Genomic DNA, 11,942 nt, shown 5'->3' with positions numbered 1-11,942 from the left:
GAGCACCGATACAGGCGCCCGTTCAATGACGCAGCAGCAGCTCCCCCTCGATCGGGTGGTAGTGGCCGGCGGAGCGGATCAGCGATTGCGCGGTGAGGCCGGGCACGCCGTAGACGCGGGTGGTCACGCTATCACGGGCGATGCGCTCGAGCAGCAGGTCGAAATCGCCGTCGCCGGAGGCCAGCACCACTTCATCGACGCGCGGCGCGGCGTCGAGCATGTCGATGGTGATGCCGACGTCCCAGTCGCCCTTGGCCGATCCGTCGCTGCGCTGGATGAACGGCTTGAGCTTCACCGTGAAACCGAGGTTGCGCAGGATCTGCTGGAACTGCTGCTGCTTGGGATCGCCACGTTCGATGGCGTAGGCGTAGGCCTCGACGATCGCGCCGTGGCTGGCCACCGCGCGCCATAACGCGGTGTAGTCGAAGTGGCAGCCGTGGATCTGGCGCACGGTGTAGTAGAGGTTCTGCACGTCGGCGAACAGCGCGATTCTTTTCAATGGATGACCCACGGCAGCGGCAAAGGACCGCGATTATGCGCGCTTCGCCGCCGCCCTGCGGTGCGTTGGTCGGGCTCAGACGAAGCTGTCGTCGTCATCGAAGAAGCCGCCACCGCTCTCGTCCAGGCCCGCGTCCTGGTAGCCGTCATCGCTCGGGTAGTCGTTGCCGCCCGAGTAGTCGGCGCTGTCGCTGGCGGCGTAGTCCTGGGTCTGTGCGCTGTCCGCGGCGGCCGGCTGCTCCTTGATGATCTCGACGATTTCCTGCGGCTGCGAATGCTGGAACAGGCCGGTGAGCATGTTGCCCAGTACCATACCGCCGGCCACGCCCGCGGCGGTCTGCAGCGCGCCGCCGAGAAAGCCGGTGCCGCGCGAGGGCGCCTGGGGCTGGGCATAGCCCTGGCCAAAACCGCCCGGCGCCGGGTTCGCCGGCGGCACGGCGGACGAGCGTGGCCCCGGCTCGCTCCAGCCGCGCGCCTCCGCGCTCGGCGCCGAGGAGCGCGACGGACCGGCGCCGAACAACCCGGCGAGGAAACCGCCACCGCCCTGCGCCGGGCGCTGCCGCTGCGCCTGTTCGAGCTGCGCCTCCAGCTCGCGCACGCGCTGGTCCAGGCGCTTGAGGCCGGCCTCCTGGATCAGGATGACCTGGGCCATGTAGTAGGGCGCGACGGGTTGCCGGCCGATGTGTTCGTTGATCAGCGCCTCGGCCTGGGCGTCACGCGCAGCCGACTGCGCCTCGGCGTCCTTCAGGCGGTTGAAGAGTCCGTCGATCACCTGCTGTTCTTCGGATTGCATGGCACGTCTCCGATCTGGGGAAATTCGGTGTCTGCGGGTGGGCCCGCCACCTGTTCAATGTGCGACTGGCCGTGGCGATTTCAACGCCCGCGCGCGTAAAGGTTGAGTAAACCCGCCCGGTGCGCCGAGGCCGTTTGGCCTGTTCCGGGTCTTCCGCTACAGTGGCGGCCCTTCCCTGCTTGCCCGTCGAGTTCGATGAATCCGCTTCCGATCCTGCGTGACTCCTGGTTCTTCTTCAGCCGCCACCTGGGCGCCATCGCCCTGCTCTGCCTGCCGCCGCTGGCCCTCGAATCGCTCAGCCGCCAGGCGCTGCGGGCGGTCGACGGCACGCAACCGTCGGCCGGTTACGACGTGCTGCTGGGGCTGCTGTTCTACCCGCTCTACACCGGATCGCTGATTCTCTTCCTCGACAGCCGCAGCCGTGGCGAAACGCCCGGCACCGTCCGGCTCTGGGCCGGCGCGCTGGGACTGTGGCCACGGCTGGCGCTGCTCACGGCGATCACCAGCCTGCTGATCATGCTCGGCATGTCGCTGCTGGTGCTGCCGGCGATCGTCGTGATGGTCAAGCTGGCGTTCTCCGAATACCTGCTGGTGCTGCGCGGGATGCCACCTCTGCCGGCGCTGCGCGACAGCTATCGCCTGACCCAGGGGCACTTCCTGCAGATTCTCGCGCTGGTGCTCAGCACGATGCTGCCGCTCTGGCTGCTCGGCGCCTGGTCGTCCGGCTGGCTCGGCGACGATCCGGCGTTCCTGCCCAGCGTGCTGCTCGATTGCGCGATCGGCTTCGTGCAGCTGTTCGCCAGCGTGGCGATGTTCCGGCTCTTCATGCTGATCGAAGAAAAAAGCTGACCGATCCGATAGCAAAACGCCGCTACCGACGCGAAAACCGAATTACACTGCGGTCGATACGACGGCGCCTTCCGCTGTCGATGGGTGACAAGACGGTCCCAGGCCGCAGCGAAAACCGATGTCGAAACCTCCACGACTGCTTCTGTCCCTGCTCGGCGCGCTGTTCTGCGGTGCCAGCTTCGCCGGCCGCGCGCCGGAACCGCCGCAACCGCTGGTCAAGGTGGGGTACTACAACTCGCCGCCGGCGATCTACGCCGACGCCCGCGGCGAAGCCCGGGGCTCTCTGGTCGACCTCACCCGCCTGCTGCTGCACAACGCCGGTTACCGGGTGAGCTTTCGCGAACTGCCCAGCGCGCGACTCTATGCCGGGCTGGTCGACGGCAGCATCGACATCTGGCCGGGCTCGCCGGGCAAGCCCAACCTGCAGGACCAAACCCTGGAAGCCAACGAGCAGCTGGCGGAAATCAGCCTCAACCTCTATTACCGTCCCGGCAGCCCGACCCCGGCGTTTCCCCGCGATCTGGCCGCCCGCGATGTCATCCTGATCACCGGCTACACCTATTGGCCGCAGATCAACGCGGCGCTGCAGGATCCCGCGCTGCAGTTGCGCCAGCACCGCACCAGCACGCACACCGCCGCGCTGCTGATGCTCGACCGTGGACGCGGCGACTTCCTCCTCGACTACGACCAGTCGGTGAACCAGGCGGCGAAGGAACTGGGCATCGCGGCGCCCCCTTCGGTGCAGCTGGTGCGGGTGCCGATCAAGTTCATCATTTCGGCGCGCAGCGCCAACGCGCAGAAACTGCGCGACGACCTCGACCGGGTCTACCGGGCGCTGCGCGCGACCGGCGCCGATCTGCAGCTGCGCAAGGAATGACGGCGTTCCCACGCCCCCACGAACGGCGCTAGCCCTGCCAGGGACGGGCGCGGCGCACGAACAGGCGCCTAGCGCCGCGGCTTGGCACGGGCGGTGGGCTCGGCGATCAGCGGGTCGTCCGGCCAGTAGTGCTTCGGATAGCGCCCCTTGAGGTCCTTCTTCACGTCCATATAGGTGTTGCTCCAGAAGCTCGCCAGGTCCTGGGTGACCTGCACCGGGCGCCGCGCCGGCGACAGCAGGTGCAGCTTCACCGCCAGCCGGCCCCCGGCGATGCGCGGCGTGTCGGCCAGGCCGAACAGCTCCTGCAGACGCACCGCCAGCACCGGCGGAAACTCCGCGTAGTCCAGGCGGATGCGCGAGCCGGACGGCACCTCCAGGGCTTTCGGTGCCAGTTCGTCGAGGCGCTGCGGCAGCGGCCAGGGCAGCAGCCCCTGAAGTATCCCGGCCAGGTCCAGCGCGGCGAAATGGCTGAGCCGCGAGACCTTGCCCAGGTACGGCGCCAGCCAGTCTTCCAGGCTCGCCAGCAGCGCCGGATCGCCGACATCCGGCCACTCGCTGGCGCCGCCGGCCTGCAGGTCCAGCTCGCGCAGCAGGCCGATGCGCGCCTGCCACTGGCGCAGCTCGGGGGTCCAGGCCAGCAGTTCCAGGCCCTTGCGCCGCACCAGGCCGACCAGTGCGCGCGCCCGCGCGGCGTCGTCCAGCCCACTCAGCGCCTCGCTGCCCAGCACCAGCTCGCCGACGCGCCGCTGGCGTTCGGCGCGCAGCACGCCTTCGCGCTCGTCCCAGTCGAGCACCTCCAGCGTGGCGACCTGCTCGGCCAGCGGCCCCTCGAACAACGCCGGGTCGAGCGCGGCCGCCAGGTAGATGCGTTCCTCGCGCTGGCCCTGGCGACTGCCGAGGTCGGCGACCACCAGCCAGGGCTCCTTCATCAGCGCATCGGCCTCGCCGAACTGCGCCGCGCGGCCATTGGCCAGGCGGTACTCGGCGCCACCGGCCCGGCGCTGGCGGGCGATGCGGTCGGGATAGGCGAAGGCCAGCAGACAGCCGAGCCAGCGCGGGTCCTGCGCATCCTCGCGCGGCTCGACCGGCGCCCGCCGCAACAGGCCGCGAAACTGCCTGGCCAGTTGCCGCGCGCGCTGCACGCCGTGCTGCGCCGAGCGCGCGGCGCGAGTTTCCCCGGCGAGCAGGGCCAGACGGTGGTGCAGGTCGGCGCCTTCGCCGCGCAGGATGTCGCGCTCGCCAAGCAGCGCGGCGAGGTCGCAGGCCAGCTCGGTAAGCCCCAGCTCCTGGCCGCGAAGCAGCAGATGGGCGATGCGCGGGTGCGCCGGCAGTTCGGCCATGGCCTGGCCGTGGCGGCTCAGCGCACCGTTGTCGGCCAGCGCACCGAGCCGCCCGAGCAGTTCGCGGGCCTGGGCGTAGGCCGCGGCGGGCGGACGGTCGAGCCAGGCCAGTTGCTCCGGCTCGACGCCCCAGCGCGCCAGTTGCAGGGCCAGGCCGGCGAGGTCCGCCTGGAGGATTTCCGCGGTTGCGTGGGCGGCCAGTTGCTCATGCTGCGCCTGCGACCAGAGCCGGTAGCAGACGCCCGGCTGCAGCCGCCCGGCGCGACCGGCGCGTTGCGTGGCGGAGGCCCGCGAGATGCGCTGGGTGTCGAGGCGGGTCATGCCGCTGGCCGGGTCGAAGCGCGGCACCCGCGCCAGGCCGGCATCCACCACCACGCGCACGCCGTCGATGGTCAGGCTGGTCTCGGCGATGTTGGTCGCCAGCACCACCTTGCGCTGCCCGCTCGGCGCCGGCTCGATGGCGCGGCGCTGGGCGGCGAGGTCGAGTTCGCCATGCAGCGGACAGAGCAGCACGTCGGCTCGCCTGTGCAGTTGCTCGCCGAGCTGCTCGGCGACCCGGCGGATCTCGGCCTGACCGGGGAGGAACACCAGCAGGCTGCCGAGCTCGTCGTCCAGCGCCTGCAGCACCGTCTGCACCACCCGCGGCTCCAGCCACTCGCCCGGCTGCGCGGGACGCCCCCAGCGCGTGTCCACCGGGAACATGCGGCCATCGCTGCTGACCACCGGCGCGGCGCCGAGCAGCGCCGACAGCCGCTCGCCCTCCAGCGTCGCCGACATCAGCAGCACCTTCAGCGGCGGCTCCTCGCGCAGCAGCTCGCGGCCGTTGAGGGTCAGCGCCAAGGCCAGGTCGGCGTCGAGGCTGCGCTCGTGGAACTCGTCGAAGATCACCAGGCCGACGCCCTCCAGCGCCGGATCGTCCTGCAGGCGCCGCGCGAGGATGCCTTCGGTGACCACTTCGATGCGAGTGCGCGGACCGACCTTCGACTCCAGGCGGATGCGGTAGCCGACGGTTTCGCCGACCGCTTCGCCCAGTTCGGCGGCCAGCCGCTCGGCCGCCGCGCGCGCCGCCAGGCGACGCGGTTCGAGCATCAGGATGCTCTGCCCGGCGAGCCAGGCTTCGCCGAGCAGCGCCAGCGGCACGCGGGTGGTCTTGCCGGCGCCGGGCGGCGCCTCCAGCACGGCTTCGTGGCGCTGGCTCAGCGCCTCGCGCAGAGCGGGCAGAACGGCATCGATGGGCAGGGCGTGCATGGCGGCTCCGGAACGGGGGGAGCGGATTATAAGCGCGCCGCGCGGGTAAGCGGCGCGGCCGTGGGTTCGTCCACCGGCGAAGAAACGCCGGCGCGCCGACGCGGTCTCACAGGGGGCGACACAGGTTGCAGAAAAACCTTTGTACGGCCTGCGGAAAACGCCCCCCGGCGCTTGATATAGTGGCGCACTGCTTTCCCTGGAGGTCCTTCATGCTCATGCGTAACCGCATCATCGGCGGCGCTCTCGCCGTTACCCTGCTCACCCAGCTCAGCGCCTGCGGCACCCTGTTCTTCCCCGACCGCCGTGGCCAGATCGAAGGCCGGATCGATCCACTGGTCGCCGCGCTCGACGCCGTCGGCATTCTCTTCTACGTGATCCCCGGGCTGATCGCCTTCGGCATCGACTTCGCCACCGGCGCGATCTACCTGGCACCGAACGAGCACTACTCGGTGGCGCCGGAAAAACTGCAGGACGCGATCAGCGCCGACGGCAGCGTCGACAAGCAGAAGCTCAAGGCGATCATCGCCCGCGAAACCGGCCGCACTCTGCCGCTCGACGACCCGCGCCTGATCCAGCACAGCGGCAGCCTCGAACAACTGGCCGCCTACGGCCTGCGCCCGGCCGCGTGATGCGCCTGCGAGCCCCGCTGCGGCGGGTCGCCCCTTCACCGATCGAACGCCGATGATCATCGACCCCCAGCATGCCCGGCTGATGCGACTGGCGACCCGCGCCGCGCTCGCCGTGGCGCTGTCGCTGGCCCTCGCCAAGGCCGTCGCCTGGTGGTTCAGCGGTTCGGTGAGCCTGCTCGCCGGGCTCACCGACTCGCTGCTCGACGGCGCCGCCTCGCTGCTGAACCTGCTCGCCGTCGCCTATGCGCTGCGTCCGGCGGACGACAACCACCGCTACGGCCACGGCAAGGCCGAGGCGCTGGCCGGGCTCGGCCAGGGCGTGTTCATCGGCGCCAGCGCGGTCTTCGTCGGCTATCAGGGCGTCCAGCGCCTCGCCGATCCCCATCCGTTGGAAGCCACCGGGGCGGGGCTGGCGGTGATCGTCGTGTCGCTGCTGGCGACGCTCGCCCTGCTGCGCTTCCAGCGGCACGTGGTGGAGGTCACCGGCTCCACCGCGATCACCGCGGACGCCCTGCACTACCGTTCCGACCTGCTGCTCAACGGCAGCATCCTCGCCGCGCTGCTACTTGCCCAGGCCGGCCTGCACCGGGCAGATGCGCTGTTCGGGCTGGGCATCGCCGCGTACATCCTCTACAGCGCCACGAGCATCATCCGCGGCGCCTGTTCGGTGCTGATGGACGAGGAACTGCCGGTCGAGATCAGCCAGCGCATGCACGACCTGGCCTGCGCGGTGCCCGGCGTGCTCGGCACCCACGACCTGCGCACGCGGATGTCCGGCACCCACTGGTTCGTCCAGTTGCACCTGGAGCTGCCCGGTGGGCTGTCGCTGGACGAAGGCCATGCGCTCTGCGACCAGGCCGAAGCGGCGATCCGTCAGGAGTTTCCGCGCGCCGAGGTGCTGGTTCACGCCGACCCGCCGAACGCCGCGCGCTACCGGCGGCACTGAACCCCTCCGACGCGGGCGGACTCCAAACAGGCATACCTGATGAGAACGCCCGCTGAGGGGAAGCCCATGTCGCTCCATCCCGTCGCCCGCCTCGCCGACCTGCGCGAGGACCGAGGCACACGCGTCGAAATCGGCGAAACCAAGGTCCTCCTGCTGCGCACCGGCGAGACGGTGCACGCCTACCAGGCCGAGTGCCCGCATGCCGGCGCGCCGCTGGACCAGGGCGCGGTGTGCAACGGCCGGCTGACCTGCCCCTGGCACAAGGCGGCCTTCGCCGTGGCCGACGGCAGCCTCTGCGAGCCGCCGGCCCTCGATGGCCTGAAGCGCTATCCGGTAGAGGTGGTCGACGGGGAGGTGCGCGTCGGCAGCCAGGCGCTGGCGGAAACGTCGGCCGAACCCGCCGAGGACGCACGCCGCTTCATCATCATCGGCGCCGGGGCGGCCGGCACCGCCGCTGCCGCGGCACTGCGCGAGAAGGGTTTCGCCGGCGAACTCTTGCTGATCGACCGGGAACGGCGACCCGGCTACGACCGCACCGCGCTGAGCAAATTCGTCCTCTCCGGCGAGGTGCCGCCCGCCGAGGTGCCGGCGCTGCGCGACGAGACGTTCTTCGCCGAACAGGACATCCAGCGCATCCACGGTGAAGTCGTGCAGCTGGACGCCGTGGCGCGCCGCGCCAGCCTGCTCGATGGCCGCCACTTCGACTACGACGCCGCGCTGTTGGCCACCGGCGGCGAGCCGCAACGCCTGCCGCTGCCGGGCGCAACCCTGGACAACGTGCTCCTGCTGCGCTCGCGCGAGGACGCCGAGGCCATCCTGCAGGCGGCGCGGCCGGGCACCCGCGCGGTGATCGTCGGCGACAGTTTCATCGGCCTGGAAGCCGCGTCGGCATTGCGCCAGCGCGGCCTGGTGGTAAGCGTCATCGCGCGCCATCGGGTGTCCTTCGCCAGCGCGTTCGGCGAACGCATCGGCGCGGCCATCGGCCAGTTGCACGAGGACAACGGGGTGATCTTCCACCGCGGCGCCAAGGTGCTGCGCTTCGACGGCGACGAGCGGGTGCACGGCGTGCTGCTGGACAACGGCGAACAGCTGCCGGCCGAGCTGGTGCTGCTCGGCGTGGGCGTCAGCCCGGTCACCGCGATGCTCGATGATGCCCTGCTCGACGAGGATGGCGCACTGCCGGTCGACGCCGGCATGCGCGCCGCCGACGGGCTGTGGGCGGCCGGCGACATCGCGCGCTTCCCCTACGCAGGCGAGCCGACGCGCATCGAGCACTGGCGCCTGGCGCAGCAGCACGCGCGCATCGCCGCGCAGAACATGCTCGGGGGCGACGTGCGCTACCGCGACGTGCCGTTCTTCTGGACCTTCCACTTCGGCAAGCGCATCGATTACCTCGGCCATGCCGAGCGCTGGGATGAAGTGGTCTACGAGGGGGAACCGGAACGCTTCGAGTTCATCGCCCTGCTGCGCCAGGGCGACTGGGTTGCCGCTGCCGTCGGCTGCGAGCGCCAACGGGCCATGGCCCTGCTGGCCGAACGCATGCGCCAGCCGCTCGGCGTGGACGAGGCGCTGCGGCTGATTCGCGCGAATCCGGACTGAGGGCGAAGGTTTCGTCCCGAACGCCGCCCAAACAAAAGGGGGAAGACCGTCCGGTCTTCCCCCTTTTACTGCGCGTCCGGTACTGGCGAGGATATCGCCGCTTTCGTCGCCCGCCTGGTTGGGCAGTGCGGACCCGGGTGCCAGAGCGGCCCGGTGGGACCGTCGGCGCCAACCCGCCTGATTGAGCGGGCCGGATGGACATTTCGTCCGGGCCTTGAAACTGAGGTAAAGCGTACGCCCGCGGCGGCGACAGGTGATTGCTAAAATTGCCCATTTCGCCACTACTTGCGCAATCAAAGCTCGCACATGCATGATCGCCAGCAATAAAACCTAAGAGCCCAAGAAAAATGGACAAGCTGGACCGCTACGACCTGCGCATCCTCGCCGAATTGCAGCGCGACGCGCGCATCTCCAATCAGGAGCTGGCCGAGCGCATCGGCCTGTCGCCGTCGCCCTGTTCGAGGCGCGTCAAGCAACTGGAGGACGACGGCTACATCAGCCGCCAAGTGGCACTGCTGGATCGCAAGAAGCTCGGCCTGACGCTGACCGCCTACGTGCAGGTCGGCATGGACCGGCACACGCCGGAGCGCTTCGAGCATTTCCAGGACATCATCCGCAAGTGCCCGGAGGTGCTCGAATGCAGCCTGGTCACCGGGATGGACGCCGACTACCAGCTCAAGGTGGTGGTGCAGGACATGGAGCACTACCAGAAATTCCTGCTCGGGCAGCTCACCCGCATCGAAGGCGTCACCAGCGTGCGCTCCGCCTTCGTGCTCGATCAGGTGCTCGGCAGCACCGAGCTGCCGCTGGGCCATCTGCGCGGCTGAGCCGATGACCGCGGGCTTGCCGTATAATCGCCGCGCTTCGCCGTGCCGGTGTGGTCCTTGACGCGTTGCGCCGGCCGCGCGCCAGGCGCCGCGCCTGCCGGGCGCGGGCGAGGCACACCTCCCGGAGATCCCGATGCAACCCGAACTGTTCGAAGAAATAATGATGTACAGCCTGGTCACGGCGCTGATCGCATTCATGGCCTTCATCGTCTGGGACCTGGCTAAGAAGTCCAAGGCTGGACGTTTCGGCACCATGATCCTGTTCCTCGCCCTGGGCCTGGGCGTCGCCGGATTCCTGATCAAATCGCTGGTGGTCGCCGGTCTCGAAGGCGGCTTCTAGCCCCCGGTGCGCATGGCGCACCCTACAGTTGTGCGTGTGCGTTTCGCTATCCGTGGGCGGCTTGCCCGGGTGCGCTCCGAGGGTCGTGGCCTCGACGGAGCGTTCTGGCCCTTGGTGCGCATGGCGCACCCTACGTCGGTTCGCCAGGCCTCACATAGGGTGCGCCCCGCGCGCACCGCCGGCACGCTCAGGCCTTCGGCAGCGGCAAATCTTTCCACTCGCCGGGCTGCAGCCCGTCCAGCGTCCACTCGCCGATCCGCACGCGCACCAGCCTGAGGGTCGGCAGGCCGACCGCCGCGGTCATCCGCCGGACCTGGCGATTGCGCCCCTCGCGGATCACCAGTTCGAGCCAGGCGGTGGGCACACTCTTGCGAAAACGTACCGGCGGATGGCGCTCCCACAGCGTCGGCTCGTCGAGGCGCCGCGCCTCGGCCGGCAGCGTGGGACCATCGTTCAGCGCAACGCCGTCGCGCAGACGCTGCAGCTGCTCCTCGCCCGGCTCGCCCTCCACCTGCACCCAGTAGGTCTTCGCCAGCTTGTGCCGCGGATCGGCGATGCGCGCCTGCAGGCGGCCGTCGTTGGTCAGCAGCAGCAGGCCTTCGCTGTCACGATCCAGGCGACCGGCCGGGTACACGCCGGGCACCTGGACGAAATCCTTCAGGGTCGCGCGGCCGGCTTCGTCCTGGAACTGGGTGAGCACGTCGAACGGCTTGTTCAGCAGGATCAGGCGCGGCTCGGCGGGCGGCGCCTTGGCCACCCGTCGGGGATTCGAGCGCGATTGGGGCGGGCGGGGCGCGCGAGGCATGCACATTCCAGGGGGCTAAGGGACGCGCAGTGTAACCGAGGCACGCCCCGACCATTGCCGCCGCTTATTGTGCTGCCCCGTCCTGCCGGCGGCCGGCTATGCTCCCCCGGACGTTCCAATCCACCGCGAGGTCCTGGCATGAGCACTTCCGAATCCGTACTCGACACCTTCACCGGCTGGGCCGCGATGGCCGCCGGCGAGCCGCTGCAACGCCATGAATTCAGCCCCGGCCCGCTGGGCGCCGAGGACGTCGAAGTCGCCGTGGAATACTGCGGCATCTGCCATTCCGACCAGTCGATGATCGACAACGAGTGGGGCAACGCGCGCTATCCGTTCGTGCCCGGACACGAAGTGGTCGGCACCGTCGTCCGTCTCGGCGAGCAGACCCGCGGCTTGAAGCTCGGCCAGCGCGTCGGCATCGGCTGGTACAAGGGCAGCTGCATGCACTGCAGCTCGTGCATGGAGGGCTCGCACCAGCTCTGCCGCACGGTGAAACCGACCATCGTCGGCAGCAACGGCGGCTTCGCCGACCGGGTGCGTGCGCACTGGGCCTGGGCCATCGCCCTGCCCGACAGTCTCGACCCGAGCCTCGCCGGCCCGCTGTTCTGCGCCGGCTCCACGGTCTTCAGCCCGCTGCTGGAGTTCGGCGTGAAGCCCACCGACCGCGTCGGCGTGGTCGGCATCGGCGGCCTCGGCCACCTGGCGCTGCGCTTCCTCAACGCCTGGGGCTGCGAAGTCACGGCGTTCACCTCGTCGCTGAGCAAGCAGGAAGAAGCGCAGCGCCTGGGCGCGCACAAGGTGGTGGCCTCCACCGACAGCCAGGCGATGAAGGCGATCGCGGGCAGCCTGGACTTCCTGCTGGTCACCGCCAGCGCCGACCTGGATTGGAACGCCCTGCTCGGTACGCTCAACGCCAAGGGTCGCCTGCACTTCGTCGGCATCGTGCCCAGCGCCATCCCGGTACACGTGTTCAGCCTGATCCCGCAGCAGAAGAGCCTTTCCGGCTCGCCGGTCGGGTCGCCGGCGACCATGGCCAGCATGCTGGAATTCTGCGCCCGCCACGGCATCGTGCCGCAGGTCGAGCACTTCCCGATGAGCCAGGTGAACGCCGCCATCGACCACCTGCGCGCCGGCAAGGCGCGCTACCGCGTGGTGCTCGACGCCAGCAAATGACAGAAGGAGGCGGACCGC

General features: G+C 69.9%; 12 protein-coding genes. 8 read left to right on the top strand and 4 right to left on the bottom strand.

Going from position 1 to position 11,942, the window contains the following annotated elements:
* Positions 1–22: 22 nt before the first annotated feature.
* Both BLV15_RS07395 and BLV15_RS07390 read right to left on the bottom strand, forming a co-directional pair.
* Positions 23–499 carry a LabA-like NYN domain-containing protein gene (locus BLV15_RS07395; RefSeq protein WP_090226079.1) on the bottom strand — a complete coding sequence of 159 codons (477 nt, stop codon included), beginning with the start codon at positions 497–499 and terminating at the stop codon, positions 23–25.
* 75 nt (positions 500–574) lie between these two features.
* A complete protein-coding gene (locus BLV15_RS07390) occupies positions 575–1,291 on the bottom strand; it encodes a DUF2076 domain-containing protein (protein WP_090226077.1) in 717 nt (238 codons plus the stop codon).
* Positions 1,292–1,486: 195 nt separating this feature from the next.
* Here BLV15_RS07390 and BLV15_RS07385 point away from each other — a divergent pair, with 195 nt between their 5' ends.
* A complete protein-coding gene (locus BLV15_RS07385; RefSeq protein ID WP_090226074.1) occupies positions 1,487–2,140 on the top strand; it encodes a YciC family protein in 654 nt (217 codons plus the stop codon).
* 118 nt (positions 2,141–2,258) lie between these two features.
* Positions 2,259–3,017, top strand: a complete 759-nt coding sequence (locus tag BLV15_RS07380) for a substrate-binding periplasmic protein (protein ID WP_090226071.1) — start codon at positions 2,259–2,261, stop codon at positions 3,015–3,017.
* 68 nt (positions 3,018–3,085) lie between these two features.
* Here the strand turns inward: BLV15_RS07380 and hrpB are convergent, their stop codons facing one another.
* Positions 3,086–5,605: an ATP-dependent helicase HrpB gene (gene hrpB / locus BLV15_RS07375; protein WP_090226067.1), complete on the bottom strand. Its 2,520-nt coding sequence runs from the start codon at positions 5,603–5,605 to the stop codon at positions 3,086–3,088.
* A 209-nt stretch (positions 5,606–5,814) separates the two neighbouring features.
* Here hrpB and BLV15_RS07370 point away from each other — a divergent pair, with 209 nt between their 5' ends.
* The 5 genes from BLV15_RS07370 to BLV15_RS07350 all read left to right on the top strand — a co-directional run bounded on the left by BLV15_RS07370 (position 5,815) and on the right by BLV15_RS07350 (position 9,946).
* On the top strand, positions 5,815–6,234 hold the full coding sequence (locus tag BLV15_RS07370) for a polyribonucleotide nucleotidyltransferase (protein ID WP_090226064.1): 420 nt from the start codon (positions 5,815–5,817) through the stop codon (positions 6,232–6,234).
* 52 nt (positions 6,235–6,286) lie between these two features.
* Positions 6,287–7,180 carry a cation diffusion facilitator family transporter gene (locus BLV15_RS07365; RefSeq protein ID WP_090226062.1) on the top strand — a complete coding sequence of 298 codons (894 nt, stop codon included), beginning with the start codon at positions 6,287–6,289 and terminating at the stop codon, positions 7,178–7,180.
* 66 nt (positions 7,181–7,246) lie between these two features.
* A complete protein-coding gene (locus BLV15_RS07360; protein WP_090226059.1) occupies positions 7,247–8,779 on the top strand; it encodes an FAD-dependent oxidoreductase in 1,533 nt (510 codons plus the stop codon).
* Positions 8,780–9,126: 347 nt separating this feature from the next.
* Positions 9,127–9,606 carry an Lrp/AsnC family transcriptional regulator gene (locus BLV15_RS07355; protein ID WP_090226057.1) on the top strand — a complete coding sequence of 160 codons (480 nt, stop codon included), beginning with the start codon at positions 9,127–9,129 and terminating at the stop codon, positions 9,604–9,606.
* Positions 9,607–9,739: 133 nt separating this feature from the next.
* Complete coding sequence (locus tag BLV15_RS07350; RefSeq protein WP_090226054.1) at positions 9,740–9,946, top strand: DUF2788 domain-containing protein; 207 nt, start codon at positions 9,740–9,742, stop codon at positions 9,944–9,946.
* Between the two features lie 187 nt (positions 9,947–10,133).
* Here BLV15_RS07350 and BLV15_RS07345 read toward each other — a convergent pair whose 3' ends face one another.
* Positions 10,134–10,703, bottom strand: a complete 570-nt coding sequence (locus tag BLV15_RS07345) for a pseudouridine synthase (RefSeq protein WP_175534333.1) — start codon at positions 10,701–10,703, stop codon at positions 10,134–10,136.
* A 186-nt stretch (positions 10,704–10,889) separates the two neighbouring features.
* Here BLV15_RS07345 and ahr point away from each other — a divergent pair, with 186 nt between their 5' ends.
* Positions 10,890–11,924 carry an NADPH-dependent aldehyde reductase Ahr gene (ahr, locus tag BLV15_RS07340; protein ID WP_090226048.1) on the top strand — a complete coding sequence of 345 codons (1,035 nt, stop codon included), beginning with the start codon at positions 10,890–10,892 and terminating at the stop codon, positions 11,922–11,924.
* Positions 11,925–11,942 lie beyond the last annotated feature (18 nt).

It is taken from the genome of Pseudomonas kuykendallii, assembly GCF_900106975.1.
In the GTDB taxonomy this organism is placed as follows: domain Bacteria; phylum Pseudomonadota; class Gammaproteobacteria; order Pseudomonadales; family Pseudomonadaceae; genus Pseudomonas_O; species Pseudomonas_O kuykendallii.
The sequence above is the reverse complement of the archived record's forward strand: the minus strand, read 5'-3'. Positions and strand labels throughout refer to the sequence as shown.

What these genes read in the sequence shown, in the direction of transcription:
- BLV15_RS07390 (WP_090226077.1), bottom strand. Translation starts at nt 1,291, where the DNA reads ATGCAATCCGAAGAACAGCAGGTGATCGACGGACTCTTCAACCGCCTG.
- BLV15_RS07385 (WP_090226074.1), top strand. Translation starts at nt 1,487, where the DNA reads ATGAATCCGCTTCCGATCCTGCGTGACTCCTGGTTCTTCTTCAGCCGC.
- BLV15_RS07380 (WP_090226071.1), top strand. Translation starts at nt 2,259, where the DNA reads ATGTCGAAACCTCCACGACTGCTTCTGTCCCTGCTCGGCGCGCTGTTC.
- hrpB (WP_090226067.1), bottom strand. Translation starts at nt 5,605, where the DNA reads ATGCACGCCCTGCCCATCGATGCCGTTCTGCCCGCTCTGCGCGAGGCG.
- BLV15_RS07370 (WP_090226064.1), top strand. Translation starts at nt 5,815, where the DNA reads ATGCTCATGCGTAACCGCATCATCGGCGGCGCTCTCGCCGTTACCCTG.
- BLV15_RS07365 (WP_090226062.1), top strand. Translation starts at nt 6,287, where the DNA reads ATGATCATCGACCCCCAGCATGCCCGGCTGATGCGACTGGCGACCCGC.
- BLV15_RS07360 (WP_090226059.1), top strand. Translation starts at nt 7,247, where the DNA reads ATGTCGCTCCATCCCGTCGCCCGCCTCGCCGACCTGCGCGAGGACCGA.
- BLV15_RS07355 (WP_090226057.1), top strand. Translation starts at nt 9,127, where the DNA reads ATGGACAAGCTGGACCGCTACGACCTGCGCATCCTCGCCGAATTGCAG.
- BLV15_RS07350 (WP_090226054.1), top strand. Translation starts at nt 9,740, where the DNA reads ATGCAACCCGAACTGTTCGAAGAAATAATGATGTACAGCCTGGTCACG.
- ahr (WP_090226048.1), top strand. Translation starts at nt 10,890, where the DNA reads ATGAGCACTTCCGAATCCGTACTCGACACCTTCACCGGCTGGGCCGCG.